Annotated in this window: 23 protein-coding genes and 1 other RNA gene; 8 read left to right on the plus strand and 16 right to left on the minus strand. The window is 67.9% G+C overall.

What is annotated here, in order from left to right; genetic code table 11:
- The first annotated feature begins 6 nt into the window (after positions 1–6).
- The gene (hrpB, locus tag PSA7680_RS09740) at positions 7–2,442 is read left to right on the plus strand and encodes an ATP-dependent helicase HrpB (RefSeq protein WP_085868522.1); all 2,436 of its coding nucleotides are present in this window, start codon (positions 7–9) and stop codon (positions 2,440–2,442) included.
- Positions 2,443–2,548: 106 nt separating this feature from the next.
- Here the strand turns inward: hrpB and PSA7680_RS09745 are convergent, their stop codons facing one another.
- From PSA7680_RS09745 to PSA7680_RS09765, 5 genes are all read right to left on the minus strand, one after another.
- Positions 2,549–4,150 (minus strand): ABC transporter ATP-binding protein, encoded by a 1,602-nt coding sequence (locus tag PSA7680_RS09745; protein ID WP_085868523.1) that lies wholly within the window; start codon positions 4,148–4,150, stop codon positions 2,549–2,551.
- Positions 4,147–5,256: an ABC transporter permease gene (locus PSA7680_RS09750; RefSeq protein WP_085868524.1), complete on the minus strand. Its 1,110-nt coding sequence runs from the start codon at positions 5,254–5,256 to the stop codon at positions 4,147–4,149. Before PSA7680_RS09750 ends, PSA7680_RS09745 begins: the two co-directional genes overlap by 4 nt.
- A 3-nt stretch (positions 5,257–5,259) precedes the next feature.
- Positions 5,260–6,348: a microcin C ABC transporter permease YejB gene (locus PSA7680_RS09755; RefSeq protein ID WP_085868525.1), complete on the minus strand. Its 1,089-nt coding sequence runs from the start codon at positions 6,346–6,348 to the stop codon at positions 5,260–5,262.
- A 26-nt stretch (positions 6,349–6,374) separates the two neighbouring features.
- On the minus strand, positions 6,375–8,285 hold the full coding sequence (locus PSA7680_RS09760) for an extracellular solute-binding protein (RefSeq protein ID WP_085868526.1): 1,911 nt from the start codon (positions 8,283–8,285) through the stop codon (positions 6,375–6,377).
- A gap of 299 nt (positions 8,286–8,584) precedes the next feature.
- Complete coding sequence (locus PSA7680_RS09765) at positions 8,585–9,106, minus strand: c-type cytochrome (RefSeq protein ID WP_085868583.1); 522 nt, start codon at positions 9,104–9,106, stop codon at positions 8,585–8,587.
- Positions 9,107–9,270: 164 nt separating this feature from the next.
- Between PSA7680_RS09765 and PSA7680_RS09770 the strand changes: the two genes are divergently transcribed.
- Positions 9,271–10,104, plus strand: a complete 834-nt coding sequence (locus tag PSA7680_RS09770; protein ID WP_085868527.1) for a prephenate dehydratase — start codon at positions 9,271–9,273, stop codon at positions 10,102–10,104.
- A 103-nt stretch (positions 10,105–10,207) separates the two neighbouring features.
- On the opposite strand, the gene PSA7680_RS09775 is transcribed toward PSA7680_RS09770, so the two are convergent.
- Together PSA7680_RS09775 and nudC are read right to left on the minus strand one after the other, a co-directional pair.
- Entirely contained in the window at positions 10,208–10,672 is a 465-nt protein-coding gene (locus PSA7680_RS09775) for an SRPBCC family protein (RefSeq protein ID WP_085868528.1), read from the minus strand.
- Positions 10,673–10,711: 39 nt separating this feature from the next.
- Positions 10,712–11,680 carry an NAD(+) diphosphatase gene (gene nudC, locus PSA7680_RS09780; protein ID WP_085868529.1) on the minus strand — a complete coding sequence of 323 codons (969 nt, stop codon included), beginning with the start codon at positions 11,678–11,680 and terminating at the stop codon, positions 10,712–10,714.
- Positions 11,681–11,845: 165 nt separating this feature from the next.
- Between nudC and PSA7680_RS09785 the strand changes: the two genes are divergently transcribed.
- Both PSA7680_RS09785 and PSA7680_RS09790 read left to right on the plus strand, forming a co-directional pair.
- Positions 11,846–13,819: a bifunctional 2',3'-cyclic-nucleotide 2'-phosphodiesterase/3'-nucleotidase gene (locus PSA7680_RS09785; RefSeq protein WP_085868530.1), complete on the plus strand. Its 1,974-nt coding sequence runs from the start codon at positions 11,846–11,848 to the stop codon at positions 13,817–13,819.
- Positions 13,820–13,965: 146 nt separating this feature from the next.
- Positions 13,966–15,078, plus strand: coding sequence for a BamA/TamA family outer membrane protein (locus tag PSA7680_RS09790; protein ID WP_085868531.1), 1,113 nt, complete (start codon positions 13,966–13,968; stop codon positions 15,076–15,078).
- A 7-nt stretch (positions 15,079–15,085) separates the two neighbouring features.
- Here the strand turns inward: PSA7680_RS09790 and PSA7680_RS09795 are convergent, their stop codons facing one another.
- A complete protein-coding gene (locus PSA7680_RS09795) occupies positions 15,086–15,955 on the minus strand; it encodes an alpha/beta hydrolase family protein (RefSeq protein ID WP_085868532.1) in 870 nt (289 codons plus the stop codon).
- 104 nt (positions 15,956–16,059) lie between these two features.
- Here PSA7680_RS09795 and PSA7680_RS09800 point away from each other — a divergent pair, with 104 nt between their 5' ends.
- The 3 genes from PSA7680_RS09800 to rsgA all read left to right on the plus strand — a co-directional run bounded on the left by PSA7680_RS09800 (position 16,060) and on the right by rsgA (position 18,105).
- On the plus strand, positions 16,060–16,629 hold the full coding sequence (locus PSA7680_RS09800) for a TetR/AcrR family transcriptional regulator (RefSeq protein ID WP_085868533.1): 570 nt from the start codon (positions 16,060–16,062) through the stop codon (positions 16,627–16,629).
- A gap of 108 nt (positions 16,630–16,737) precedes the next feature.
- Positions 16,738–16,836, plus strand: an RNA gene (ffs, locus tag PSA7680_RS09805) — signal recognition particle sRNA small type.
- A gap of 216 nt (positions 16,837–17,052) precedes the next feature.
- Entirely contained in the window at positions 17,053–18,105 is a 1,053-nt protein-coding gene (gene rsgA / locus PSA7680_RS09810; protein WP_085868534.1) for a ribosome small subunit-dependent GTPase A, read from the plus strand.
- A gap of 37 nt (positions 18,106–18,142) precedes the next feature.
- Here the strand turns inward: rsgA and PSA7680_RS09815 are convergent, their stop codons facing one another.
- The 3 genes from PSA7680_RS09815 to PSA7680_RS09825 are packed head-to-tail and all read right to left on the minus strand — an operon-like array spanning position 18,143 to position 19,238.
- Positions 18,143–18,466 (minus strand): hypothetical protein, encoded by a 324-nt coding sequence (locus tag PSA7680_RS09815; protein ID WP_085868535.1) that lies wholly within the window; start codon positions 18,464–18,466, stop codon positions 18,143–18,145.
- A gap of 18 nt (positions 18,467–18,484) precedes the next feature.
- On the minus strand, positions 18,485–18,967 hold the full coding sequence (locus PSA7680_RS09820) for a protein-tyrosine phosphatase family protein (protein ID WP_139838603.1): 483 nt from the start codon (positions 18,965–18,967) through the stop codon (positions 18,485–18,487).
- Positions 18,960–19,238, minus strand: a complete 279-nt coding sequence (locus PSA7680_RS09825) for a hypothetical protein (protein ID WP_085868537.1) — start codon at positions 19,236–19,238, stop codon at positions 18,960–18,962. The genes PSA7680_RS09820 and PSA7680_RS09825 overlap by 8 nt, the downstream gene beginning before the upstream one ends.
- A gap of 221 nt (positions 19,239–19,459) precedes the next feature.
- Between PSA7680_RS09825 and PSA7680_RS09830 the strand changes: the two genes are divergently transcribed.
- On the plus strand, positions 19,460–21,220 hold the full coding sequence (locus PSA7680_RS09830; RefSeq protein ID WP_085868538.1) for a DNA polymerase III subunit gamma/tau: 1,761 nt from the start codon (positions 19,460–19,462) through the stop codon (positions 21,218–21,220).
- A gap of 160 nt (positions 21,221–21,380) precedes the next feature.
- Here PSA7680_RS09830 and PSA7680_RS09835 read toward each other — a convergent pair whose 3' ends face one another.
- From PSA7680_RS09835 to PSA7680_RS09855, 5 genes are all read right to left on the minus strand, one after another.
- Entirely contained in the window at positions 21,381–22,346 is a 966-nt protein-coding gene (locus PSA7680_RS09835; RefSeq protein ID WP_139838604.1) for an SPOR domain-containing protein, read from the minus strand.
- A gap of 238 nt (positions 22,347–22,584) precedes the next feature.
- Positions 22,585–23,217: a uracil phosphoribosyltransferase gene (gene upp, locus PSA7680_RS09840; RefSeq protein ID WP_085868540.1), complete on the minus strand. Its 633-nt coding sequence runs from the start codon at positions 23,215–23,217 to the stop codon at positions 22,585–22,587.
- On the minus strand, positions 23,210–24,202 hold the full coding sequence (locus tag PSA7680_RS09845; protein ID WP_085868541.1) for an adenosine deaminase: 993 nt from the start codon (positions 24,200–24,202) through the stop codon (positions 23,210–23,212). The genes upp and PSA7680_RS09845 overlap by 8 nt, the downstream gene beginning before the upstream one ends.
- Positions 24,199–25,395: a phosphopentomutase gene (locus tag PSA7680_RS09850; protein ID WP_085868542.1), complete on the minus strand. Its 1,197-nt coding sequence runs from the start codon at positions 25,393–25,395 to the stop codon at positions 24,199–24,201. Before PSA7680_RS09850 ends, PSA7680_RS09845 begins: the two co-directional genes overlap by 4 nt.
- Positions 25,395–26,702, minus strand: coding sequence for a thymidine phosphorylase (locus tag PSA7680_RS09855; RefSeq protein ID WP_085868543.1), 1,308 nt, complete (start codon positions 26,700–26,702; stop codon positions 25,395–25,397). The genes PSA7680_RS09850 and PSA7680_RS09855 overlap by 1 nt, the downstream gene beginning before the upstream one ends.

A 26,702-nucleotide genomic window follows, 5' to 3' on the forward strand; every position in this document is an offset into this window, starting at 1 on the left:
GGCGGCGTGACACGAACAGACCTTCCCATCGAAGCCGCCCTGCCGGCCCTGCTGGACGCCCTCGAGGCACAGGGCCGCGCGGTGCTGCAGGCCCCGCCGGGCGCCGGCAAGACGACGCGCGTGCCGCTGGCCCTGCTGGAGGCCGGCTGGCCCGGGCGCATCCTGATGCTGGAGCCGCGCCGTCTCGCCGCGCGCGCGGCGGCCGAACGCATGGCCGCCACGCTGGGCGAACCCGTGGGCGAAACCGTGGGCTACCGCATCCGCGGGGAAGCCAAGGTCAGCAGGCAGACGCGGATCGAGGTCGTCACCGAGGGCATTCTGACGCGCATGATCCAGTCCGACCCGGAGCTGTCGGGCGTGGGGGTGGTGATCTTCGACGAGTTCCACGAACGTTCCCTCAACGCCGACCTGGGGCTTGCGCTGTGCTGGGAAATCCGCGGCGCCCTGCGCGAGGACCTTGGGCTGCTGGTGATGTCGGCCACGCTGGATGCCGAACCGGTGGCCCGCCTGCTGGACGACGCGCCGATCATCACCTCGGACGGGCGCAGCCACCCGGTGGAAACCCGCTGGCTCGAAAAGCCCCTGCCCCCGAAAGCGCGTTACCCGGAGGCCGTGGCGGGGCTGATCCGCAAGGCCGTGGCCGAAACCGAAGGTGGCATCCTGTGCTTCCTGCCCGGCGAGGGCGAGATCCGGCGGGTGCAGGCCCTGCTGGCGGATCTGCCCGGCGGGATCTCGGTGCACCCGCTCTACGGCGCGATGGACTTCAAGGCCCAGCGCGCCGCCATCGCCCCGCCCACCGAGGGCTGCAAGCTGGTGCTCGCCACCTCGATTGCGGAAACCTCGCTCACCATCGACGGGATCCGCGTGGTGGTGGACGGCGGCCGGGCGCGCCGGGCGCGGTTCGATCCGGCCTCGGGAATGTCGCGGCTGGTGACGGAGCGCGTGACCAGGGCCGAGGCCACCCAGCGGCAGGGGCGTGCGGGCCGCCTTGCGCCGGGCATCTGCTACCGGCTCTGGACGAAGGGCGAAGAAGGCGGGCTGCTGCCCTTCGCCCCGGCCGAGATCGAGCGCGCCGATCTCGCCGGCTTCGCGCTCGAACTGGCGCTCTGGGGCACCCGCGACGCGGGCGAGCTTGCCCTGCTGACGACACCGCCGCCCGGCGCCCTGGCGGAAGCCCGCGCGCTGCTGCGCCAGCTCGGCGCGCTGGAGGCCGACGGGGCCATCACCGCCCATGGCCGGGCGATCGCGGCCCATCCCGTGCACCCGCGTCTGGCCCACATGCTGCTGACGGCGGGCAAACAGGCCGCGCCGCTTGCCGCGCTGCTGTCGGACCGCGATCCGCTGCGCGGCGCCCCGGTGGATCTCGACCTGCGCCTGCGCGCCCTGCGCGATCCGAAATCGGTCTCCCCCCCGCCCAATCCCGGCGCGCTGGCGCGGATCCGCGAGGAGGCCCGCCGCCTGGCCCGGGGCCTGCCCGAGGCGCCGGCGATGAGCGCCGGCGAGATGGCCGCGCTGGCATACCCGGACCGCATCGGGCTGCGGCGCAGGGGCGATGCACCGCGCTGGGTGCTCTCCGGCGGCAAGGGCGCGACCATGGCGGACACCGACCCCTTCGGCTCGGCCCGGCTGCTCGTCGCCACCGATCTGGACGGCGATGCCCGCGAGGCGAAGATCCGGCAGGCGGCGCTGATCACCGAATCCGAACTGCGCGCGCTCTTCGCCGACCGGATCGAATGGGTCGAGCTCTGCCGCTGGAACCGGCGCGAGCGCCGCGTGGAGGCCCGCCGGCAGGAGCGCCTCGGTGCCCTCGTGCTGGAGGACAGGCTCTGGAAGGATGCTCCCGAGGAGGCCCGCGCGCGGGCGGCGCTGGAAGGGCTGCGCGATCTCGGCCTGCGCCTGTCGCCGGCTGCCGAACGTTTCCGGGCGCGGGTGGAACTGCTGCGCAGCGGCGGTGCGCAGATGCCGCCGATGGACGGCGAAAGCCTGCTCGCGGAGGCGGAAGACTGGCTGCTGCCCCATCTCGCCGGCGTGCGCACCGAGGCCGATCTGCGCGCGCTGGACCTGCTGGAACCCCTGCGCCAGCGGCTCGACTGGGATCAGCTTCAGCGGCTGGACCGGGAAGCGCCCAGCCACTTCACCTCGCCGCTGGGCAACCGCATCCCGATCGACTACGCCGGCGAGGCGCCGGCCATCGAACTGCGGCTGCAGGAGATGTTCGGCACCACCGTGCACCCCACGGTCGGGCCACAGCGCCTGCCCCTGCGCGTGACCCTGCTCTCTCCGGCCCGGCGCCCGGTGCAGACGACGATGGACATCCCGGCCTTCTGGGCCACCTCCTACGCCGACGTGCGCAAGGACATGCGCGGCCGCTATCCCAAGCACCCCTGGCCCGAAGACCCGACGCAGGCGGATCCGACGCTCCGCGCGAAGCCGCGCAGGTAATCATCTTCGGACCGGGCACATCCCCGCCGGAGGCAGAACAGGCGCCCAGCGCCACGCGGGGGCTCCGCCCCCGCACCCCCGAGGTATTTGCGGCGAGAGGAAAAGGTCAGGCGCCGTGTTCGACGATGTCGAAGGCCGCGGCGATCAGGGTGCGCGTGTAGGGATCGCGCGGGTTCTCGAAGATCTCGTCGCGGCTGCCGGCCTCGACCACGTCGCCCTGCTTCATCACGATCACCTTGTGGCTCAGGGCCTTCACCACCTTCAGATCGTGGCTGATGAAGAGGTAGGCGAGCCCGTATTTGGCCTGCAGGTGGCGCAGAAGCTCGACGATCTGCACCTGCACCGTCATGTCGAGCGCGCTGGTGGGTTCGTCCAGCACCACCATTTTGGGGCGCAGGATCATGGCGCGGGCGATGGCGATCCGCTGGCGCTGGCCGCCGGAGAATTCATGCGGGTATCGATCCATCGTCGCCGGATCGAGCCCGACCTCCTCCATGATCTGCGCGACCTGATCGCGAAAGGAGCGTTCGTCCTCGGTGCCGTGGATCTCCAGCCCCTCGGAAATGATCTGCTCTACCGTCATGCGGGGCGAGAGCGATCCGAAGGGATCCTGGAAGACGATCTGCATGTCCTTGCGCAGATCGCGCATCTGGCGGGTGTTCAGCCCGTCGATCCCGCGGCCCTGGAAGACGATCCGGCCCTGGCTCGAGATCAGCCGCATGATGGCGAGCGCCATCGTCGTCTTGCCCGATCCGCTTTCCCCGACGATGCCGAGCGTTTCGCCCCGGCGCACCGAGACGGTGGCCTCGTTCACGGCCTTGACGTGGCCCACCGTCCGCTTGAGAAGCCCGCGCTGGATCGGGAACCAGACGCGCATGGCCTCGGTGGCGACCACTTCTTCCGCGCCTTGCGGCACGGGGGCGGGGGCGCCCGAGGGCTCGGCGGCCAGGAGTTTCTGCGTATAGGGGTGCTGCGGGTTGGCGAAGATCTCGCCCGTGGGGCCGGTTTCGACGATCTCGCCATCCTTCATCACGCAGACGCGATCGGCGAACTTGCGCACGATGCCCAGATCATGGGTGATGAACAGAAGGCTCATGCCCTCCTGTTTCTGGAGATCGGCCAACAGTTCGAGGATCTGCGCCTGGATCGTCACGTCCAGCGCCGTCGTCGGCTCGTCGGCGATCAGAAGCTCCGGCCCGTTGGCCAGCGCCATGGCGATCATGACCCGCTGCCGCTGCCCGCCCGAAAGCTGGTGCGGATAGGCGGACAGGCGGCTTTCGGCATCGCGGATACCGACCTTGTCGAGCAGGTCGAGGATGCGCTCCCGGGCCGGCCGGCCCGAGAGCCCCTGGTGGATCAGCAGGCTTTCGGCGAGCTGCTTCTCGATCGTGTGCAGCGGGTTGAGCGAGGTCATCGGCTCCTGGAAGATGAAGCTGATGTCATTGCCGCGCACCTGCCGCAGGGTCGCCTCGTCGGCGCCCACGAGCTGCCTGTCACCGTAGGTGACGCTGCCCTCGATCGTGGCGGAGGCCGGCAGCAGCGAGACCGTGGACAGCGCGGTGACGGATTTTCCGGAGCCGGATTCGCCCACGAGCGCGACGGTCTCGCCCTTGCCGACATCGAAGGAAACGCCCTTCACCGCCTGCACGGAGCGGCCGTCCTGGCGGAAGGATACGGTCAGATCCCTGACGGAGAGAACGGAACTCATTGGAACGTCTTTCGCGGGTCGAAGGCATCGCGCACGCCCTCGAAAATGAAGACGAGCAGCGACAGCATGATCGAGAAGGTGAAGAAGGCGGTGAAGCCGAGCCACGGCGCCTGCAGGTTCTGCTTGGCCTGCAGGGTCAGCTCGCCCAGCGAGGGCGCGGAGGACGGCAGGCCGAAACCGAGAAAATCGAGCGAGGCCAGCCCGCCGATGGCGCCGGTGATGATGAAGGGCAGGAAGGTGAGCGTGGCCACCATGGCGTTGGGCAGCATGTGGCGGAACATGATCACCCGGTTGCTCACCCCCAGCGCCCGCGCGGCCCGCACGTATTCGAAGTTGCGCGCCCGCAGGAACTCCGCCCGCACCACGCCCACCAGCGCCATCCAGCCGAAGAGCACCGTCACGAAGACGAGGAGCCAGAAACTTCGCCCCAGGATCGCGAAGAGGATGATGATGATGTAGAGGCTCGGCGAGGAACTCCAGATCTCGATGAAGCGCTGGAAGAAGAGATCGAGCCAGCCGCCGAAATAGCCCTGCACCGCCCCGGCGGCGATGCCGATCACCGAGGAGAGGACCGTCACCACCAGCGCGAAGAACACGGAAAGCCGGAAGCCGTAGATCACCCGCGCCGCCACGTCGCGCTTGGTGTCATCCGTGCCCAGCCAGTTGTTGGCGTCCGGCGGCGAGGGCGCCACGCCGGGGATGTCCACGATGGTGTTGTACTTGTAGGGGATCGGCGGCCAGAGCACCCAGCCCTTCTGCACGGGCTCGCCGTTGAAGGCACCGGTGCTGCGCACCTCCTCCATCACGGCCTCGGGATCGTCGAAACAGTCTTCCAGGCCGCCGGAAACGATGAGGCATTCCACGTCTTCATACTGGTATTGCGCCTCGATGGAGAGATCCCCGCCGAAGGTGGTTTCCGGATAGAAGCGGAAGATCGGGGTGTAGAACTCGCCCTGGTAGCGCACGAGGATCGGGCGATCGTTGGCGATGAACTCCGCGAAGCAGGAGAGCCCGAACAGGATCGAGAAGATGATGAGCGACCAGAAGGCGCGCCGGTTGCGGCGGAAATTGCGCCAGCGGCGCTGGTTGAGAGGTGAGAGCGCCATGGATCAGGTCTCCCGCGAGTCGAAGTCGATGCGTGGATCGACGAGCACGTACATGAGATCGGACAGGATGTTCACCAGCAGGCCCAGCAGGCCGAAGAAGAAGAGGGTGCCGAAGATCACCGGGTAATCTCGCGCGACGGCGGCCTCGAAGCCGAGCCGGCCCAGCCCGTCGAGCGAGAAGATCGTCTCGATGATGATGGAGCCGCCGAAGAACACCCCGATGAAGAGGCTCGGGAAACCCGCGATCACGATCAGCATCGCGTTGCGGAAGACATGGCCGTAGAACACGCGCCGGTCCGCCAGCCCCTTGGCCTTGGCGGTGATCACGTATTGCTTGCCCAGTTCGTCGAGGAAGCTGTTCTTCGTCAGCAGCGTCAGCGTGGCGAAGCTGGAGATCGTGATGGCGATGACCGGCAGGGTGATGTGCCAGAGGTAGTCGAGGATCTTGCCGAAGGCGCTGAGCTCGCTGAAGTTGTCGCTCGTCAGTCCGCGCAGCGGGAAGATCTGCCAGTAGGAGCCGCCGGCGAAGAGCACGAGCAGCAGGATGGCGAAGAGGAAGCCCGGGATCGCGTAGGCCACGATGATGACGGCCGACGTCCAGGTGTCGAAGCGGCTGCCGTCCTTCACCGCCTTGCGGATGCCCAGCGGGATCGAGACGATATAGGCCAGCAAGGTGGACCACAGCCCAAGCGTGATCGACACCGGCATCTTCTCCAGCACCAGATCGCGCACCGAGACGGAGCGGAAATAGCTCTCGCCGAAATCGAAGCGCATGTAATCCCACATCATGTTGAAGAAGCGCACCACGGGAGGCTTGTCGAAGCCGAACTGCCGTTCCAGATCCTCGATGAAATCGGGGGGCAGGCCGCGCGCGCCCTGGTAGGAGGAGTCGCCGCCCGCGTTGGTATCGATGCCCGCATCGCCGCCCGAGCCCGAAATGGACTGGAACACGTCGCCTTCGCCTTCGAGCTGGGCGAGGATCTGTTCGATCGGCCCGCCCGGCACGAACTGGGTGAGTGCGAAGTTGATGACCATGATCCCGAACAGCGTCGGGATCACGAGGAGCAATCGCCTGAGGATATAGGCGCCCATATGCCTGCCCTATTCTTCTTGTCGGCCTATTTCAGCGCGCCGGCTGCGCGCAAGGTATCTGCTTTTTCCTGATCGTACCACCAGAAATCAAGGTATCCCAGCCCGTAGGGCGGCAGCGGTTCCGGGTAGGCGTATTGATCCCAGTAGGCCACCGTGTGGGTATCCTTGAACCACTGCGGCACCCAGAAGCGCTCGGCCCGGAGCACCCGGTCGAGGGCGCGCACCGCGATCGTCAGCTCCGCCTGCGACTCCGCCGCGATCACGTGATCGATCAGCGCATCCACCGCCTTACTCTTCAGCCCCATGGAATTGAAGATCGAGGTGTCGGCCGTCTCGGACCCGAAATACTGCTTCAGACCGGAGCCGGGCTCGTAGCCCATCGGGAACTGGTCGGTGATGATGTCGAAATCGAAGTTGCGCGTGCGGTCCGTGTATTGCGCGAAATCGATCCGGTTCAGGCTCGCGTCCACGCCCAGGGCGCGCAGGCTTTCCACGTAGGGGTTGATCACCCGATCCCAGGTCGGGCTGTCTTCGAGGAACTCGACCTTCAGCGTCTGCCCCTCGGCATTGCGGCGCAGCCCGTCGTCACCGACCGTCCAGCCGGCTTCGTCCAGAAGCGCCGCCGCCTTGCGCAGGTTGCGGCGGTCGAGCCGGCGTTCCCCGGAGACAGGCGCGCGCACGGCCTCCTCCGTCAGAACCCCCGGCGGCAGATCATCCGCCAGCGGCTCAAGAAGCGCCAGCTCCTCCGCGCTCGGCAGCCCGCTCGCGGCGAGCTCGGTGTTGTCCCAGAAGGAATTGATCCGCTTGTAGATGCCGTAGAAGAGCGTCTTGTTGGACCACTCGAAATTGAACATCAGGCCGATCGCCTCGCGCACGCGCGGATCCTGGAACTGAGGGCGGCGCAGGTTCATCACGAAACTCTGGCCGGTGGCGATGGTGCCGTCGGGCAGTTCCGCCTTGACGACGTGGCCCGCTTCGAGCGCCGGGAAATCGTATTGCGTGGCCCAGGTCTTGGAGGAATTCTCGTTGCGGAAAGTGTAGGCGCCCGCCTTGAACCCTTCGAAGGCCGCGTTGCCATCGCCGAAATACTCGATGCGGATGCGGTCGAAATTGTTGCGACCGATGTTGATGGGCAGATCCTTGCCCCAGTAGTCCGGGTTGCGCTTGTAGACGATGCGGCGGTTGATGTCGAAACTGTCGAGCACGTAGGGCCCGGACCCCAGCGCGGGCTCCAGCCGGCTTTCATCCAGCCCCGCGCCCGTCTCCTCAAACCACGCCTTGGAGAACACCGGCAGCCCGCCGACGCTCTCGATCACGTCGCGGCGCGGCGCCTCGGGCTTGAAGGTGAACTTGATCCGCTTCGGCCCCAGAACCTCGGCCCCCTCGACCTGCTGGCTCAGCACCGCGCGGAAGGAAGGCAGCCCCTCGTTGAGAAACAGCTCGTAGGTGAAGGCCACGTCCTCGGCGGTCACGTCGCTGCCGTCGGCGAACTTCGCCTCGGGGCGGATGTTGAAGATCACCCAATCCTTGCTTTCGGGATACTCGAGGCTCTCCGCCAGCAGCCCGTAGGAGGTGCCGATCTCATCGGAGGTCGTCGTGAGCAGGCTTTCGAAGAAGACGCTCGAAAGAATGCCCGCGCGCCCCTTCGTGGTGTAGGGGTTCATCGAATCGAAGGTGCCAACCCAGCTGATCGAGATCTCGCCGCCCTTCGGCGCCTCGGGATTCACGTAGTCGAGATGCGCGAAATCCGCCGGGTATTTCGGCGTGCCGAAGGTCGAGATCGCGTGGCTCTTGATGATGGCGTCTTCGGAAAAGGCTTTCGGCGCCCCCAGCAGAAGGGCCGCGGCGAACAGCGGGGCGGACAACAAAAGGCCAAGTCGGGCGCGGCGCTTCGGGTGTGTGCCGAGGGCGGCGGCGCGCGGGCGGCTGTTTTGCATGTGGATCCTCCGAATGTGCAGAACGCGGCTTTCGCCTATGTGGGGATACATTAGCGCAGAATTCACCCCATCACAGGGCCAAGTTGCGAATTTGTGAAACCCGCGTGAAACGGGCCCTCCGCGCGCTTCCTCTCGCTCCAAATACCTCGGGGGAGTCGCGCCCCCCGCGGGGCGCGGCGGGGGCTGGCCCCCTTCCCTGCCCACCGCAGGGCGCACAATGAAAAAGCCGCCCGGATCGGGCGGCTTCACAGGCACTTTCCTGTTTGCTCTCCAGCCTGCGCACAGGGCGCCGGCCCGGCTTACTTCACGGTTTCGAGGTAAGCGATCAGGTTGGCGCGGTCTTCCGCCTTCTTCAGACCGGCAAAGGACATCTTGGTGCCCGGCGCGTAGTTCTTCGGGCTTTCCAGGAAGCCGTCGAGGTGTTCGGGCGTCCAGGCGCCTTCCAGCCCTTCGAGCGCCGCCGAGTAGCCGAAGCCCGAAACCGAAGCAATATCGCGATCCACCACTCCGAAAAGATGCGGGCCGGTGCCGTTGGCGCCGTCTTCCAGCTTGTGGCAGGCCTTGCACTTGCCGAAGACCTTCTCGCCCTTGCCGACGTCGGCCGCGGCCAGAAGCTCTTCGAAGCTCGGGCCTTCCTCGGCTTCGGCGCCTGCGCCGCCCTCTGCCACTTCGATCACGAAGCCGGCCTTGGCGTGGTCATCGCCGCCGTGGCCGCCACCGGTGTGGAAGAGAATTTCTCCAACCCAGCCGCCCAGCAAAAAGACCAGCAGCGAGCCGCACAGCCCGGCGGTGATCTTCGTCAGTGTCATTGTGTCGAACATGTCGCGATCCATATCGTCGGAATTTTTGCGCTTACTACCCGCTTCCACTCCCAGACTGCAAGGTGTAGTTACCGCGACCAATCGCCCACCGGGATTTTCGTGGCCCGGCGGCGGGGAGAGGGGCGCCCCGGCATGGGCCCCCGGATGCAGGGACGGAGACACCGATGAGCGGACGCATCGCCTTCCAGGGGGAACCTGGCGCCTATTCCGATCAAGCCTGCCGACAGGCGCGCCCCGACATGGAATCGGTGCCCTGCCGCACCTTCGAAGACGTGATCGAAGCCGTGCGCAAGGGCGACGCCGATCTCGCCATGCTGCCGGTGGAGAATACCACCTACGGGCGGGTGGCCGACATCCACCGCCTGCTGCCCGAATCCGGGCTGCACATCGTCGATGAAGCCTTCGTGCGCGTGCACATCAATCTTCTGGGCGTGCCCGGCAGCACCATCGACGGCGTGAAGGAAGCCTATTCCCACCTCGTGCTGCTGCCCCAATGCGCAAGCTTCCTGCGCGAAAACGGCATCACCGGCCGCGTCAGCTCCGACAACGCCCGCGCCGCCCGCGACATCGCCGCCGAGGGCGACCCAACCAAGGCCGCGCTGGCGAGCGAACTGGCCGCCGAGATCTACGGCCTCAAGGTGCTTGCGCGCCACATCGAGGATCAGTCCAACAACACCACGCGCTTCCTGATCATGTCGCGCGAACTGGATCTGAAGCGCCGGGGCAAGGCCGGGATGATGACGTCCTTCGTCTTCCGCGTGCGCAACATTCCGGCGGCGCTCTACAAGGCGATGGGCGGCTTCGCCACCAACGGCGTCAACATGACGAAGCTGGAAAGCTACATGGTGGACGGCAGCTTCTCGGCCACGCAGTTCTACGCCGACATCGAGGGCCACCCGGACGACCGCAACGTGCAGCTCGCGCTGGAAGAGCTCGACTACTTCACCTCGCACGTATCGCTTCTGGGGGTCTACCCGGCGGATCCGCGCCGTCGCTGACGGTGCCGCGCGAGGCTTGAAAGGCCGGCAGGCTGGGCTGACCCAGGCGCAGCGCCGGCCGGTCGGCCGGATGCATCGGGCGGGATGGATCAGGCTGAAAGGATCAGACCGGGCGCTTGCCCGCCGCGCCGACGCGCTTTTCAACGTCCGCGGCGAAACTGCCGACGCGCTTCTTGTAGCGCTTGGTGATCTTGGACTTCGCAAGCTTCAGCGATTGCAGCAGCAGCTTTCCCGTCAGGCTTTCGGCCTTCAGCACCGTGGCCACGCTCAGCCGCGTGCGGTTGCGCGAGAGCGGCACGAGTTCCACGTCCAGATCGCCGTAGATCCCGCCCATCTTGCCGCGGAACTTCACGAGGCTGGGAGTCTCCATCTCGATCAGGTCTGCCTCCAGCCTGCGCGCCTTGCCGCGGTAGTCGAAGCCCATGCTCCAATGCGGCTTGGCTCCGTCGGTGCGGGTCACGTCGATGCCGCGCCGCAGGGCGGAGCGCTCGAAGAAGTCGAAATCGGTCACCGCACGGAACACCGTGTCGATGGGGGCTTCGATGTCTTCATTGGCGGAAAGTTTCATCCGGTCGGACCCTTCGCTGCGGCTCGTTCTTTACTGGCGTCAATCCAGCCGGTCCGCAAGCCAATTCCTGAGAAGAAAATGCGCGATGGATCCCGCGCGTGCGGGTTTGACCGATTTGTCGGCACCGGAAAAGCTGTCGGCCACCTCTTCGCGCGTCATCCAGAGCGCGTGCTCCAGTTCCACCGGATCCAGCGTGATCTCGGTGCTGGTGGCGAGGCCGTGGCAGCCGATCATCAGCGAGTTCGGAAAGGCCCAGGGCTGGCTCGCGAGGTAGCGCACGGGCCCGACCTGCACCTGCGTTTCCTCCATCACCTCGCGGCGCACCGCCGCCTCGATGGTTTCGCCCGGCTCCACGAAGCCCGCGAGCAGCGAATACATGCCCTCCGGCCAGCCGGGGCTGCGGCCAAGGAGCACGCTGTTGCCGTGGGTGATGAGCATGATCACCACCGGATCGGTGCGCGGGAAGTGCTGGCCGCCGCAGCTTGCGCAACTGCGCTGCCAGCCGGCGTTGATCATCTCGGAGGCCGCGCCGCAGCGCGCGCAGAAGCGATGGCTGCGGTGCCATTCGAGAATGGCCTTGCCGGTGGCGGCAAGCTCCGCGTCGCGGGGCGTCAGCTCCATCATCGCACCCCGCATCTCGGCGAAACGCTGGCTCTCGGGCAGGCCCGGCACGCCGTATTCGTTGGGATCGAAGAAGCGTTTCAGCGCCTCCTCGTCCACCCCCTCCGGCCGAAACGCGGAAACATCGCGCGCGAAGCGCGGGCCCGCTTCATCCATTCCGAGAAAGACGAAAGGCTCCGGCGCCTCGGCAAACAGCGAATGGTCCATGCCCAGCCAGACGAGGCCTTGCGCGCCGTCCCGGTGCATCAGGATCTTGCCGCGCCAGAGCGCGAAGCAGCGGGCATCCGCCCGTTCCGCCAGCGCCGCGACCGCCTCCGGTTGCGTGCGCAGATGCGCTGCCCGATCGAGCCCCGATCCGCCGAAGGTCACGCTCTCCGCGATTTTCATGCTCTGCTCTCCTTTTCAGCGGCCACCCGCCAATTCTGGACCATACAGTCAAAAAACTGTCTTGGAATCCCCTGTAGTGCTGTAGCCTGAATGCGCAAAGGCGCAGGGCTCTGCACCCGTCTTTCGCCTTTCCATCCGACAGGGACACCAAAAAGAGGCCCAGACATGGCATTTTCATCCACCCCCCTCAGCCGGCGCGGCTTCCTCGCAGGCACCGCCGCAGGCTCCGCGATGATCGCGCTGCACCCCTATTCCGTCGCCGCCGCCACCAACCAGGCGCATCTGCGGATCCTCGAAACCACGGACCTGCACGTCCACGTCTTCCCCTATGACTACTACGCCGACAAACCGCGCGACACGGTGGGGCTTTCGCGCACGGCGACGCTGATCCAGCAGATCCGCGACGAGGCCACCAACACGCTGCTGGTGGACAACGGCGACTTCCTGCAAGGCAACCCGATGGGCGATTACATCGCCTACGAGCGCGGCATGAAGGAAGGCGACATGCACCCCGTCATCACCGCGATGAACGCGGTGGGCTTCGATGCCTCCACACTGGGCAACCATGAATTCAACTACGGGCTCGATTTCCTCGCCAAATCGCTCGCGGGCGCGGAGTTCCCGGTGGTCTCCGCCAACGTCGCGCTGGAGACCGGCGCCTCCCCGCGCGAGGACAAGACGCTGGTGAAGCCCTACGTGATCCTCGAACGCGAGCTGGAAGACGGCGCGGGCATGAAGCATCCGATCAAGATCGGCATCATCGGCTTCGTGCCGCCCCAGATCATGAACTGGGATCGCCGCCACCTCGAAGGCAAGGTGCAGGCGCGCGACATCGTGGAGACCGCCCGCGCCTACATCCCCGAGATGAAGGAACAGGGCGCCGACATCATCGTGGCGCTGTCGCATTCGGGCCTCGGCGCGGCCGAGGGCGAGGGGCTGGAGAACGCCTCCGTCGCGCTGGCCGGCGTTGACGGGATCGACGCCCTCGTCACCGGCCACCAGCACCTCGTCTTCCCCGGCCCGGCCTTCGCCGAAGTGCCGCTGGTGGACGCCGAGGCCGGCACGATCCAGGGCAAGCCCGCCGCCATGGGCGGTTTCTGGGGCAGCCACCTGGGCGTGATCGACCTGATGCTGGAAATCGACGGCGGCGAATGGAAGGTCGTCACCGCCTCCTCGGAAGCGCGCCCGATCTCCAAGCGCAACGAGGATCGCTCCATCACCGCGCTGGTGGAGGATCAGCAATACGTTTTGGACGCGGTGCGCAAGGATCACGAGGAAACGCTGGCCTACGTGCGCCGCGCCGTCGGCAAGACGAGCGCCCCGCTGCACAGCTATTTCGCGCTGGTGGCGGATGATCCCAGCGTCCAGATCGTGTCCATCGCGCAGAAGTGGTATGTCAGCGAGATGCTGGCGGGCACCGAGTTCGAGGGCCTGCCGATCCTCTCAGCCGCCGCCCCCTTCAAGGCCGGTGGCCGGGGTGGGCCGGAGTATTACACCGATGTGCCGGCCGGCGACGTGGCGATCAAGAACGTGGCCGATCTCTACCTCTACCCCAACACCGTGCGGGCGGTGAAGATCACCGGCGCGCAGGTGAAGGACTGGCTGGAACGCTCCGCCGGCATGTTCAACCAGATCGAGCCCGGCAAGGCCGATCAGCCGCTGCTGAACCCGGCGTTTCCTTCCTACAACTTCGACGTGATGGATGGCGTGACCTACGAGATCGACCTGACCCAGCCCTCGAAATACGGGCCCAAGGGCGAGTTGGAGAACCCGGAGGCCAACCGCATCGTCAACCTGATGTACGAAGGCAAGCCGCTCGACCCGGAGCAGGAGTTCATCGTCGCCACCAACAACTACCGCGCCGGCGGGGGCGGCAGCTTCCCCGGGGCCGATGGCTCCACCATCGTCTTTGAGGCGCCCGACACCAACCGCGACGTGATCGTGCGCTACATCGTGGATCAGGGCACCATCAGCCCGGCGGCCGACGCCAACTGGCATTTCAAGGCCACGCCTGGCACCTCGGTGCTGTTCGAAACCGGGCCGAAGGCGAAAGACTACCTGGGTGACGTGAAAGGCGTGACGATCGAAGAGGCCGGTGAAGGCCCCGACGGCTTCGCGCTCTTCCGCATCACGCTCTGACGCCCGTACCGAACCGGAAGAGGCGGCCCGCCCGCCTCTTTCCTTCGCCGGCCTTTGCCGGAACGTTGCAGTTCCCGCATGGTGCGCTAGGGTTCAGGCGGTGTCTTCCGCCGCCACCGCGGCGCAACCCAGCGAAGGACAGGCCCATGACGATCCGATCCGCGGCACCGGTGCTGGCCCTGCTTGCCGGCCTCGCGGCCCCACCTGCGGCCACCGCCCAGAGCAGCCTGCCCGACGGGGCGCTGTCCGGCATCAAGGATTACGACGAAGCCGAATACGGGCTGCGTTCGGGCTCGGTCGTCGTCGCGCCGATCCCGCTGTCCAATCCCACCCTCGGCTCGGGCCTCGTTCTGGTGACGGGCTACCTGTTCGATGCCGACGAGGGCAGCGATACCTCCTTCTTCGGCATCGGCGGCATGCGCACCGACAACGGCACCTCGGGCTACGCGCTGGCCGGGAATTTCGCGCTGGACGACAACCGCTGGAAATTCGGCTTCGCCGCCGGAGCACTGGATGCCAACTACGATCTCTTCGTGCTCGGCGCGCCGATCCCGCTGAACCAGACGGGCAACCTCGTGCAGGCCAACCTCGCCTACGGCGTCACGCCGGACATCAATTTCGGCATGCACATGCGCTACCTCGTAACCGACATCACCCTGCGCTCGGGGGGCAGCGGGCTGCCACCGGACATCAACGACGACCAGTCCCTCGGGATCTTCACCTTCGGCGCGACCTTCGACTACGATACGCGCGACGACACGATCTTCGCCACCAGCGGCACCCACCTCGCGCTGCGCACGAGCCGAGGCTTCATGACGAGCAGCAGCCGGGAATACAACAAGGCCACGCTGCTCTTCGATCACTACCGCCCGATGCCCCGCGACGGCGATGCGCTGGCGGTGAGATTCGCCGCCTGCGGTGCCTCGGAAACCGCTCCCTTCTACGATTCCTGCGGCCTCGGCGGCGTCGACGGCTTCCGCGGCTACCCCTCGACGCAGTTCATCGGCGACGCCCTGCTCTCCGCGCAGGCCGAATACCGCGGCGCCTTCACCGATCGCTTCGGCTACGCTGTATTTGGAGGGGTCGGGGCCGTGGGCAACGATCTGTCCGACGTGATTGGCTCCGAAACCCGCGCGGCCGCCGGCCTCGGGCTGCGGGTCAGGATCAGCAGGCAGTTCCCGCTGGACTTCGCGATCGACATGGCCTGGAACGCCAACGGCGGCAGCGCCACCTACGTTTACATCGGTCAGCGGTTCTGACCAAAGCTCAGGCGATGATCGCGGGCCATGTCGCGGCGTTACGGCCGTTGAACATGCCGATGTGCCCGATCCGCTTCAGCCCGAAATCGGCCGGCCGCAGGGTCAGCTGGCGCTTGGGGGCTTCCGGGTAGAGCTGCATCAGACGCCAGACGGCCGCCGGGGGCACCATCACGTCATCGGCCACGGCCACGTGTTTCACCGGGCACTGCACCGCCGCGGGGTCCGGCTCGGGCAGATCCCTGCCCACGTCGCAGGCGTTGAAGCCGGGCGTGGTGCACCAGCGCCGCCACTGCCAGTAGACCCCGGCCGGCAGATCCGGCCCAAGCCCCATCGCGCGGCCCGGCAGGTAGCCAAGCATCGCCGTGGCCAGGGGCCCGGGGCCATACCAGAAGGCCGCCGTCACGGGCTTGTAGCGCAGCGGGTGATCGGAGAAATGCACCGGGCCCGAAGCCACGGTGATGACGCGCGAAAGCCGCCGGCCCGCCCCCTGCTGGAACGGGATCATCAGCCCGCCCAGCGAATGGCCGATCACCCAGACCGGCACGCCGGGCACCCGCGTTTCAAGGGCCTCCTGCGCCGCCGGCTGATCCTTCAGGCCCCAGATCGCCATCGTCGCCTCGGAGTCTTTCGGCGGCTTCACCGCGCTGGCGCCGAAATCCCGGTAATCGTAGGTCAGGCAGGCGTAGCCCTCGCGGGAGAGCCACTCGGCGAAGGGCCGGTAGAACCCCTGCGGCACGCCGGTGGCGCCGTGGATCACGATCGCGGCCTTCGGCGCGTGGGAGGGGCGGAACAGGCGGCCGCTCAACTCGGCGCCGTCGCAGGGAAAGCGGATCTCTTCCATGGTGGCGCGGGTCTCCGCCAGTCTCAGGTGTCTCATCTGCTGCCCTCCCGATTGTTTCCGGCACGCCGTGGCAGCGCACTGGACCGATTGGTCCAATAGCACGACTGGACCAATCGGTCCAGCCCCGGTAGACTGCCGCCATGCCCCCGACCGCGCCCGCCACCAAGTCCCGCCTCACCGAAACCGCCGCCCGGCTTTTTCGCCAGAAGGGCTACCACGGCACCGGGCTGGCCGAGATCCTGGCCGAGAGCGGCGTGCCGAAAGGCTCGCTCTATCACCACTTCCCCGCCGGGAAGGCTGATCTGGCCGTTGCCGCCGCCCGCTGGGCCTCGGCCGGCATGCTCGGGATCATCGACGACGCTTTCACCCCGGCCGCGGATTTCACCGGCGGCGCCACCACGCTCTGCTTCAAGCTGGCGAAGCTGTTCGATCTCTACCCGGACTGGCGCGGCTGTCCGATCTCCTCGGTGCTGTTCGACGGGCCGGAGAACGAAAGTTTCCGGGCGGTGGCGGCGGAGATCTTCGAAAGCTGGCGTCACCGGGTCGAAACCCATGCCCTGCGCCTTGGCCTCGCGCCCGAGGCGGCCCGGCGGCAGGCCGAGCACCTGATGTTCCTCGTGCAGGGCGGCTGGACGCAGGCGCGCGCCCGCCAGAGCGGCGATGTCCTGCGCGGGCTGCCGGCCTTCTTCGGCCCGCTCACCGAAACCTGACGCCCCCGCGGACCGCCCGCCCGGGGCGCTTACCCATGCGCTCTCCTCTGCCCGATCCCCGGCCGCGCCCCTCTTGCACTCGGCGCCGAAACCGCCTATCTGACCCGGTGAGAGGTTGGCGCGGGCAAACGCCTCGCCAACCCGGTCAGGTCCGGAAGGAAGCAGCCGTAACGAGTCCCGTTTGGGTCGTTGTCCAACCTCTCACCTTGCCGTCACCGCTGGCGCACCCCGGAACCGCAACCGCTTGAGAAGGGAAAGTAGATGACTGTCACACTGCCCGCTCAGGCCGGGAACCGCTGACGCCCACCCTGCCCCGCGCGCCACACGCACCGCAGGCTGACGCCACCACCTTCGCCTGAGCCACCGTGCCCGCCCCCGCATCGCGGCGATGGGCGCGTTTGTCTTTTCAACTCAGGCAGACCAATGCTTACCCATACCCTCGCCGACCTCGGATGGTCGGCCCACTTCATGCAGCAACTCGACATCGAGGCGCTTGAAACCCTGCAGCCCATGCGCGTGAGCGCGGTGCATCGCGACCGGCTCGAAGCCATCGGCACGGCCGGCCCGGCGGCGCTCACCCTGCCCGGCGGGCAGGAAACCGGCGCCTATGCCATCGGCGACTGGCTGATGGTGGAGCCCGAAACCCTCCGGGTCATCACCCTCCTCGACCGCGCCACGACGCTGGCCCGCCGCGCCGCGGGAACCGATGCACGGCAGCAGCTTCTGGCGGCGAACGTGGACGTGATGTTCATCACCACCAGCTGCAACGCCGATTTCAACCCGCGCCGGCTGGAACGCTACCTCGCTCTGGCCGAACAGGCCGGCATCACCCCCGTTCTCGTGATGACGAAAGCCGATGGCTGCGCCGGCACCGAGGCGCGCGAAGACTGGCGCGCCCGCGGCGAAGCGCTGATGCCGGGCCTCGCCGTCCAACTGCTCGACGCCCGCGACCCGGCGCAGGTGGCCCCGCTCACCGACTGGTGGCGCAAGGGCCAGACGGCCGTGCTGCTGGGCTCCTCCGGCGTGGGCAAATCCACCCTCGCCAACACCCTCTGCGGCGGGGCGCAGGGCACCGGCGGCATTCGCGAGGACGACGCCAAGGGCCGCCACACCACCACCCGCCGCGATTTCCTTCGCGCCAGCCACGGCGGCTGGCTGATCGACACCCCCGGCCTGCGCGCCCTGCGCCTTCAGGCCGCCGAAGAGGGGATCGACGCGGTGTTTTCCGACGTCGCCGAGTTGGCCGAGCAATGCCGCTTCTCCGATTGCCGCCACGAAGGCGAGCCCGGCTGCGCGGTGCAGGCGGCGATCGCCGAGGGCCGTCTGGAGGCCGACCGCCTGCGCCGCTGGCAGAAACTGCGTGCCGAGGACAGGCGCAACAGCGAAACCATCGCCGAGGCCCGCCATCGGGACAGGCAGTTCGGCAAGATCGTCCGCGAGGCGATGCGCGAACGGGATCGGCGCGGAAAGAGTTGAAACGGCCCCGGTCAGGCCGCCCCCCTCGGGTGGCCTGCTAGGGGCCGGGATGGGTGATCCAGGCCCAGCCGATCAACCCGGCGATTCCCAGCACCCAAGCGAGTGCCACGAGCGCCGGAAGCCGCGCCGCCCACCGGGCCAAGCGGCTCCCGCCGCCACTTCCGGCCTGCCAGCAGAAGATCGCGAGGAGACCGGCCACGAGCTGCCCGGCCAGGAACCCGGTGATCCTGTTCATCCCCCGCGTGAAACCGTCGCCCGTGGGCGCTTCCCAAAGCTGCGACACCGCCCAGATCTGGCATCCCAGCCAGAGCGCAAGCAGCGGCCAGAGCCACCTGCGAAGCGATGCTGGTCCGCCTGTCATCCCGGCCGCCTCATCCCTTCATCCCTCGTTCACCCCTTCCGCCCAAAGCCTCTGCGCCTCCGTCTCCACCGCCTGCGGGTGATGGCGGCGCAGATGGGCGAATGGCTCCGCCTGCCCCAGTGCCATGAGCAACGCCAGAGCCACCATGCCCGAGCGCCCGCGCCCGCCGTGACAATGGGCCAGCACGCGGCCGCCCCCGGCCAGAACCGCCAGCGCCTCGGCCTGCAAGGCGGGCCATGCCTGCGCCGTCCGTTCCGAGGGCACGCCGAAATCGGCGATCGGAAACCGCCGCCAGCCGATGCCTGCCGCCGCAAGGCCCGCGGGCAGGGCCCTTGCGCAGCCCATCTCGGCCGCTTCGGTGCAGGATATCACGAAAGCGGGGGCGAAATCGGCAATGGCCCGGAGATCGGCCGCCAGATCGCCACCGCGCCCGGGGAGCGGCGCGATGCCGATCTCCCCTGCGCCCGCCGGCACCCTGCGGATGACGAAGCGATCAGACAATGCCACCCTCCGAAACCCGCTCCGGATGATCCTCGGCCCATGTCGCCAGGAAGGCCGCCATCTCGGGCTCTGCTGCGAACTTCAGCTTCGGCCAGCTTTCGAAACCGTTCTCCGGTGCGATGACGTGAAGATAATCGGCCAGTTTGAGCGCCCCCGCATCCCGGCGCGGCGGGTGCAGACGCAGGCGACGGAGCGCATCGGAGTCACCGGCGGCGTGGGATTTCTGAAGGCGCCGCGCCGCGCGGCTCAGGTGATCGAGGGTTTGGGGCATCCGGTTTCTCCCGCAAGGGGCCCTGTGATCCGCTGCCGTCCGGGCCGGGCAAAAACCTAATGGTCAGGCTTCGCGTGTCTCTCGGGTGCCTTGCAGCTTTCCGCGGATCAGACGCCCCCCGAGGCAGGGCCATCCACAGGTTAGCGCCCCGGAAGGCCGCCGCCAAGCTTGAAGCCGGAGCACGGCAGATTTAGGGTCTCCCCAACCATCAGGGAGCCGAAATGTCCGACACCGCCGAAACCGCCTACCAGGTTCTTGCCCGCAAATACCGCCCGGCCACCTTCGCCGACCTGATCGGGCAGGACGCGATGGTGCGCACCCTGAAGAACGCCTTCCAGGCCGACCGCATCGCGCAGGCCTTCATCATGACGGGCATCCGCGGCACCGGCAAAACCACCACCGCGCGCATCATCTCCAAGGGGATGAACTGCGTCGGCCCCGACGGCACCGGCGGCCCCACCACCGAGCCCTGCGGCGTCTGCGAGCACTGCGTGGCCATCGCCGAGGGGCGCCACGTGGACGTGATGGAAATGGACGCCGCCTCGCGCACCGGGGTGGGCGACATCCGTGAGATCATCGATTCGGTGCACTACCGCGCGGCCTCGGCGCGCTACAAGATCTACATCATCGACGAGGTGCACATGCTCTCCAACAGCGCTTTCAACGCGCTGCTGAAAACGCTGGAAGAGCCCCCGGCCCACGTCAAGTTCATCTTCGCCACCACCGAGATCCGCAAGGTGCCCGTCACGGTGCTGTCGCGCTGCCAGCGCTTCGATCTGCGCCGGATCGAACCGGAGGTGATGATCGCGCACCTCAGGAGCGTGGCCGAAAAGGAAAACGCCCGGATCGCCGATGACGCGCTGGCCCTGATCACCCGCGCCGCCGAGGGCTCCGTGCGCGACGCCATGAGCCTGCTGGACCAGGCCATCGCCCACGGCGCCGGCGAAACCACCGCCGAACAGGTGCGCGCCATGCTGGGGCTGGCCGATCGCGGCCGGGTGCTGGATCTCTTCGATCTCGTGATGAAGGGCGATGCCGCCGGCGCGCTGCAGGAACTGGCCGCGCAATATGCCGACGGCGCGGACCCGATGGCCGTGCTGCGCGATCTCGCCGAGATCACCCACTGGATCTCGATGATCCGGATCACCCCCGACGCGGTGGAGGATCCGACGGTCTCTCCCGACGAGCGCGCGCGCGGGCAGGCGCTTGCCGAAACCTTGTCTATTCCGACCCTCACGCGCATGTGGCAGATGCTGCTGAAGGCGCTGGAAGAGGTCGCCCTCGCACCCAACACGATGATGGCGGCGGAGATGGCGCTGATCCGCCTCACCCATGTGTCCACCCTGCCCACCCCCGGCGAACTGGTGCAGAAACTGCAGGACGGCCCGCCGCCGCCTTCGCCCGGCGGCCAGCCCGGCGCACCGTCATCCGGCGGCGCCGGCTCAGGCGCTCCCATCGCCCGCGGCGGCCACGGCGGCGCGCCTTCGGGCGGCTCCGGGCCGCGCGCCGCCCTCGCGGTGGCCGAGGATCCGGAAAACGCGCTGGCCCGCTATGCCCGCTTTCCGCAGGTGCTCGAACTCATCCGCCGCCACCGGGACGTGAAACTCCTCGTGGAAATCGAAACCTGCCTGCGCCTGATTTCCTACAGCCCGGGCCGCATCACCTTCCAGCCCACGCCCGACGCGCCGCCCGATCTGGCGCAGCGCCTCGGCAGCAAGCTTCAGAACTGGACGGGGGCCCGCTGGGCGGTGATCGTCGAGAACGAAGGCGGCGGGCGCACCATCGCCGAGGAGCGCGATGCCGAACGCCTGAAGCTCGAAGCCGAAGCGCGCGAGCACCCGATGGTGCAGGCCGTGCTGAGCGCCTTCCCGCAGGCCCGCATCACCGACATCCGCACCGCGCAGGAGATCGCCGCCGAAGCTGCCGCCGAGGCGCTTCCGGAAGTCGCCGACGAATGGGACCCGTTCGAAGAGGATCTCTGATCCCACTTCCTTCCGGAAATATCCCGGGGGAGCCGGGCCGAAGGCGCGGCGGGGGCAGAGCCCCCCAAACAAGCGGGGCCGGCACGAGGCGGGCACAAAGCGGAAGGGGCCCCGCGTGCCAGTTTGCACCCGAGGCCCCCTCTCTTCTTCGCCTGCCTAACTACTTGCGGTAGACCGCATCCTTGAATCCCGCAGCCCTGGCCTTCTGCATCGCGCGGGACAAATCCTTCTGGCTCGTGAACGGCCCGGCGAGCACCAGCTTCATCTCCTTGCCGTTCTTCCTGTATTTGCCGTAGCGCACCGGCAGCCCGAGCTTCTGGAGACGCTTGGCGCTGGCCTCGGCATTGGCCGGGTTGCCGAAGGCCCCCACCTGCACCCAGCGCGCCTTGGCGGGCTGCGCCTTGGCACGGGCGGTTTCGGGTTTCGGTGCCTTGGCCCGCGCATATTGCGGGTTGGCCTTGCGATACTGGATCTGCGCCTGCTTCAGGAGCTTGTCCTGCCCGGCCTCCACCTCCACGAGCTGGCGCGGCACGGTGTCCGTCCAGACGAGGCGCATCTGCGCTTCGCCTTCCGCCGTGCGGCGGGCGCGATAGGGGTTCAGCCGGTCGTCATCCCAGGCCGGGCGGTAGCCCTTCGGAAGCTGCGGCACCGCCGGACGGATGACACGGGACTGCGGCGATACCGGGGATTTCGGCGCCACGCGCGGACCCACGCCGTAGCTGCCGGGGTGATCCTTCTGCGGGCCGCAACGCACCTCGTAGCGGCTGCCGTCGCCGATGTACTGCCGCGAAATCACGGAGGCGCCCGGGCATTCCTCGCTGGCGGCGCGGCCCGTGGAGCGGGTCGATTTGGGCGCGGGTTTGGGCGCCGCCTTGGCCGGTGCGGTGGCGGCCGTGGCCGCGGCCGGCGCGGCCGGTTTGGGCTTGGGGGCGGGGGTCGGCGCCGGCTTGGGCGCCGCCGTGGCGGCCGTGGCCGCCTTCGGAGCCGCGCTGGCGGGCGGATCCTTGATCACCGGCACCTGCTGTGGCTGGGCCGTGGCGAAGGTGGGTTTGGCGCCGCAGACCATCTTGCGATCCCGCGTCACCCGCGGCACCCATGTCACCGCGTCACCGACCCCGGCTCGCACGAAGACGCAACCCCTGCTGTCGACGTATTGGGTGCCTTTGAAGCTTGCCGGCGGAAATTCGGCAGGCCCGGTGGAATCCCTCAGAGACTGGCCCGGCGCGAGAGTGGCACTCGCAAGAATTACGGCCAGTCCGAGGGCGGCGGTCTTTACTGCTCGCATCGCTGCCCCCCCACAAAATGTTGTGTCAGGACGCAGGATATTGCCGAATCTGTAAACCCACTGTCTCCGAATCGATGGATTATTTCGTCCCGAACATCCGATCGCCCGCATCCCCCAACCCGGGGACGATGTAGCCCATCTCGTTCAGCCGCTCGTCGAGCGCGGCCGTCACGATGGGCACATCCGGGTGCGCCTCCTTCATCCGGGCCACACCCTCGGGGGCGGCCAGAAGGCAGAGGAAGCGGATGTTGTTGGCCCCGGCCTTCTTCAGCAGATCGATGGCCGCGACCGAGGAATTGCCCGTGGCCAGCATCGGATCCACGGCGATCACGAGGCGATCCTCAAGGCTGTCGGGCACCTTGAAGTAATACTGCACCGGCTGCAGCGTCTCCTCGTCACGGTAGAGCCCGACGAAGCCGACCCGCGCGGAGGGGATCAGTTCGAGGATGCCGTCCATCAGCCCGTTGCCCGCGCGCAGGATCGAGATCAGGGCGAGCTTCTTGCCGGCCAGCACCGGGGCGTCCATCGGCTGAAGCGGGGTGTCGATGCGCTTGGTCGTCATCTCCATCTCCCGCGTGATCTCGTAGGCCAGAAGCTGGCTGATCTCCCGCAGCAGGCGGCGGAACTTGCTCGAGGAGGCCCCCGCCTCGCGCATGTGGGTAAGCTTGTGCTGCACGAGCGGGTGGTCGACGACGGTGAGGTGATCAGTCATTTGCGGCCTCCAGGCGTTTGATCAGGGCCGCGCGGGTCTCTTCATCGCAGAAGGCCGCGCGGGCGGCGGTCAGGTTGATCTCGGCGAAACTGCCTTCGTCCCAACCGAAGGTATCGGCGAGGCGATCGTATTCATGGTTCATCGTGGTGTGGAAGAAGGGCGGATCGTCAGTGGAGACCGTGACCTTCACCCCCGCTTCGCGCAGCCGCTCGACGGGGTGATCCTGCCATGTCTTGTAAAGCCCCAACGCCACGTTGGAGCCGGGGCAGACCTCCAGCACGATGCCGTCCTCGGCCAGCCGCTCCACCAGCGCCGGATCCTCGATGGCGCGCACGCCGTGGCCGATGCGCTCGACCCGCAGATCGTCCAGCGCCTGCCGCACGCTTTCCGGGCCGCCCCACTCGCCAGCATGGCAGGTGAGCCGCAGGCCGGCCTCGCGGGCCATGTCGAAGGCATAGGCGAAATCGCCCGGCTTGCCGGCCTTCTCGTCGCCGCCCATGCCGAGGCCGGTGATGAAGCTGCCCGCCGTCTCGGCCGCGCAGAGCGCGCTTTTCTTTGCCTTCTCGGGGCCGAAATGCCGCACGGGAGTCACGATGCCCTTCAGGATGATGCCGTCGGCGGCCTCCGCTGCACGGGCCGCTTCCTCGATGGCATGGAGATACTCCTTCCACGCACCCAGATCGCCGCCCCCGCAGAAATCGGGCGAAAGGAACGCCTCGGTGTAGATCACCCCGTTGGCCGCGCTTTCCTCCAGCACGGCACGGGTGAGGCGGCCGAAATCCTCGGGCGTCTTCAGAACTTCCGTGGCGGCCTCATAGACCTTCAGGAAGTGCCAGAAATCGGTGAAGGCATAGTTGCCCTGTTCGTCGAACACCCCGGTGAGGTTCACACCCTTCTCCTGCGCCAGCCCCCGGATGAAGGCCGGCGGCGCCGCGCCCTCGATGTGCAGGTGCAGTTCGACCTTCGGCAGATCGGTGACACTCATAGAAAACTCCTTCCCGGCCCCTGTGCCGGTATCTCCAGATGATCGGCGATGGACGCCGCCACATCGGCAAAACCCACCTGCCCAATCGCTTTTTCGCCCACGCCTGCGCCCAGCACCGGCACCCGCTCGCGGGTGTGATCGGTGCCGTGCCAGGTGGGATCGTTGCCATGATCGGCGGTGAAGAGGATCAGATCGCCGTCACGCAGGCGCGCCAGCAGGCGCGGCACCTGCGCATCGAACCACTCCAACGCGCGGGCGTAGCCGGATACGTCGCGCCGGTGGCCGTAGAGGCTGTCGAACTCCACGAAATTGGCGAATGTGAAACTGCCCTCCTCGGCAAGGTCCATCACCTCGAGAAGATGCTCCATCAACGCGGCGTCGCTGCCCTTGCGCACGTCGTCGATGCCGCGCATCGAGAAGATGTCACCGATCTTGCCGACGGCATGCACCTTGCGGCCCGCCTTCTGCGCCCAATCGCACAGCGTGTCCTGCGGCGGCAGGATCGCGAAATCCTTGCGGTTCGTGGTGCGGGTGAAACCGATTTGCGCATCGCCCACGAAGGGGCGCGCGATGACGCGACCCACCTTCATCCCGTGCAGCAGCGGCGCGAGATCCTTGCAAAGCTTCAGAAGGCGTTCCAACCCGAAGTGTTCCTCATGCGCGGCGATCTGGAACACGCTGTCGGCGGAGGTGTAGCAGATCGGCCAGCCCGTCTCGACGTGGCGCGCGCCCTCTTCGGCGATCACCACGGTGCCCGAGGCATGGCGATTGCCGAGAATGCCTTCGGTGCCCGCCACCCGGCAGACTTCGGCCACCAGCTCCGGCGGAAAACAGGGGTTGGTATCGGGGAAGTAGTGCCAATCCCACGGCACCGGCAGGCCGGCAAGCTCCCAGTGGCCCGAAGGGGTATCCTTGCCGGGCGAAACCTCGGTGCCCGCCCCCCAGAGCCCACGCGGTGCGGCGCCCAGCCCCGGCGCGGCTTCGCCCGAGGCCAGCGCGATGGCCGCGCCGAGGCCGAGCGCGTCCAGATTGGGCAGGTGCAACGGGCCGGAACGCCCGTCCTCGGCCCGCCCCTGCGCACATTCGCGTGCGATATGGGCAAGCGTGTTGCTGCCGGCATCGCCGAAATCCGCCGCATCGGGCGCGCCGCCGCAGCCCACGGAATCCAGCACCACGAGAAAGGCACGCGCCATCAGCCCAGCCTCCTGAAAACCAGCGGCACCGGCTCGGGCGCCGCCTCCTGAACCGTGCAGGCGCTGCGGATCGCCGCGGCGGCCTGCTCCGCATCCGCCATGCTGGCGGCATGGATGCGGCAGAGCGGCGTGTGCGGGTCCACCGCCTCGCCGAGCCGCAGCATGTTGGAAAGCCCCACCGCCGGATCTATGCGATCGTCCTGCCGCAACCGCCCGCCGCCCAGACGCACCACGGCCTGGCCGAGGCGCTCTCCGTCCACAGCCGCAAGCCGGCCGCGCACCTGAGGCATCACGTCCACGACCACGGGCGCCGCCGGCAGGCGGTCCCGCCAATGCTCCACGAAATCGCCCGGCCCGCCCAGCTCCGAGATCATCCGGCCGAACCGCTCCGCCGCCGCCCCGCTCTGCAGCGCATCGGCGATGGCCGTCTGCCCCGCCGCGCTGTCGGTGGCCGCTCCGCCGAGGGCCAGAAGCTCGCCCCCCAGCGCAACGGTCAGATCGGTGAGCACCGGGTTTCCGGCCTCGCCGGTGAGAACCGCCATGACCTCCATCACCTCCAGCGCATTGCCGAGGCTGGTGGCGCAGGGCTGGCTCATGTCCGTCACCAGCGCGCGCGTCGGGCAGCCCGCCCCGTTGGCGGTGCGCACCAGCACGTCGGCCAGCGCGATCGCTTCTTCCGGCGTCTTCATGAAGGCACCGGAGCCGCATTTCACGTCGAGCACGAGCGCATCGAGCCCGGCGGCCAGCTTCTTGGAGAGGATCGACGCGGTGATCAGATCCACGCTTTCCACGGTCGCCGTCACGTCGCGGATCGCGTAGAGCCGCTTGTCGGCCGGCGCGATGCGGGCCGAGGCGCCGACGATGGCGCAGCCGGTGTTCTCCACGATCCGCCTCAGCCGCGCGATTTCAACCTGCGTGTTCACGCCGGGGATCGCTTCGAGCTTGTCGAGCGTGCCTCCGGTGTGGCCGAGACCGCGGCCCGAGATCATCGGCACGTAGGCCCCGGCGGCGGCCAGCGCCGGCGCCAGCAGAAGGGAGATGCAATCGCCGACGCCGCCGGTCGAATGCTTGTCGAGCACCGGGCCGGGCAGATCCCAGGCCAGCACATCACCGGAATCGCGCATCGCGCGGGTCAGCGCGACGCGGCCCTCCTCGCTCAGCCCGTTCAGCAGCACCGCCATGGCGAAGGCCGCGGCCTGCGCATCCGTCACGGCCCCGTCCGACAGCCCCTCGGCGAACCAGCCCATCTCTTCCGGGGTCGGGCTTTCGCCGCTGCGCACCTTGGCTATGATCGCGCGGGCGTCCAC

Origin of the sequence: Pseudoruegeria aquimaris (genome assembly GCF_900172235.1) — a bacterium.
Taxonomy (GTDB): Bacteria; Pseudomonadota; Alphaproteobacteria; order Rhodobacterales; family Rhodobacteraceae; genus Pseudoruegeria; species Pseudoruegeria aquimaris.

Excerpts from the sequence above, each read along its gene's own strand:
- PSA7680_RS09830 (WP_085868538.1), top strand. The coding sequence starts at position 19,460 with ATGTCCGACACCGCCGAAACCGCCTACCAGGTTCTTGCCCGCAAATAC.
- upp (WP_085868540.1), bottom strand. The coding sequence starts at position 23,217 with ATGACTGATCACCTCACCGTCGTCGACCACCCGCTCGTGCAGCACAAG.
- PSA7680_RS09775 (WP_085868528.1), bottom strand. The coding sequence starts at position 10,672 with ATGAAACTTTCCGCCAATGAAGACATCGAAGCCCCCATCGACACGGTG.
- PSA7680_RS09760 (WP_085868526.1), bottom strand. The coding sequence starts at position 8,285 with ATGCAAAACAGCCGCCCGCGCGCCGCCGCCCTCGGCACACACCCGAAG.
- PSA7680_RS09815 (WP_085868535.1), bottom strand. The coding sequence starts at position 18,466 with ATGACAGGCGGACCAGCATCGCTTCGCAGGTGGCTCTGGCCGCTGCTT.
- PSA7680_RS09785 (WP_085868530.1), top strand. The coding sequence starts at position 11,846 with ATGGCATTTTCATCCACCCCCCTCAGCCGGCGCGGCTTCCTCGCAGGC.
- rsgA (WP_085868534.1), top strand. The coding sequence starts at position 17,053 with ATGCTTACCCATACCCTCGCCGACCTCGGATGGTCGGCCCACTTCATG.
- PSA7680_RS09790 (WP_085868531.1), top strand. The coding sequence starts at position 13,966 with ATGACGATCCGATCCGCGGCACCGGTGCTGGCCCTGCTTGCCGGCCTC.
- PSA7680_RS09795 (WP_085868532.1), bottom strand. The coding sequence starts at position 15,955 with ATGAGACACCTGAGACTGGCGGAGACCCGCGCCACCATGGAAGAGATC.
- PSA7680_RS09800 (WP_085868533.1), top strand. The coding sequence starts at position 16,060 with ATGCCCCCGACCGCGCCCGCCACCAAGTCCCGCCTCACCGAAACCGCC.
- PSA7680_RS09755 (WP_085868525.1), bottom strand. The coding sequence starts at position 6,348 with ATGGGCGCCTATATCCTCAGGCGATTGCTCCTCGTGATCCCGACGCTG.
- PSA7680_RS09770 (WP_085868527.1), top strand. The coding sequence starts at position 9,271 with ATGAGCGGACGCATCGCCTTCCAGGGGGAACCTGGCGCCTATTCCGAT.
- PSA7680_RS09845 (WP_085868541.1), bottom strand. The coding sequence starts at position 24,202 with ATGAGTGTCACCGATCTGCCGAAGGTCGAACTGCACCTGCACATCGAG.
- PSA7680_RS09850 (WP_085868542.1), bottom strand. The coding sequence starts at position 25,395 with ATGGCGCGTGCCTTTCTCGTGGTGCTGGATTCCGTGGGCTGCGGCGGC.
- PSA7680_RS09750 (WP_085868524.1), bottom strand. The coding sequence starts at position 5,256 with ATGGCGCTCTCACCTCTCAACCAGCGCCGCTGGCGCAATTTCCGCCGC.
- PSA7680_RS09745 (WP_085868523.1), bottom strand. The coding sequence starts at position 4,150 with ATGAGTTCCGTTCTCTCCGTCAGGGATCTGACCGTATCCTTCCGCCAG.
- PSA7680_RS09825 (WP_085868537.1), bottom strand. The coding sequence starts at position 19,238 with ATGCCCCAAACCCTCGATCACCTGAGCCGCGCGGCGCGGCGCCTTCAG.
- PSA7680_RS09765 (WP_085868583.1), bottom strand. The coding sequence starts at position 9,106 with ATGTTCGACACAATGACACTGACGAAGATCACCGCCGGGCTGTGCGGC.
- nudC (WP_085868529.1), bottom strand. The coding sequence starts at position 11,680 with ATGAAAATCGCGGAGAGCGTGACCTTCGGCGGATCGGGGCTCGATCGG.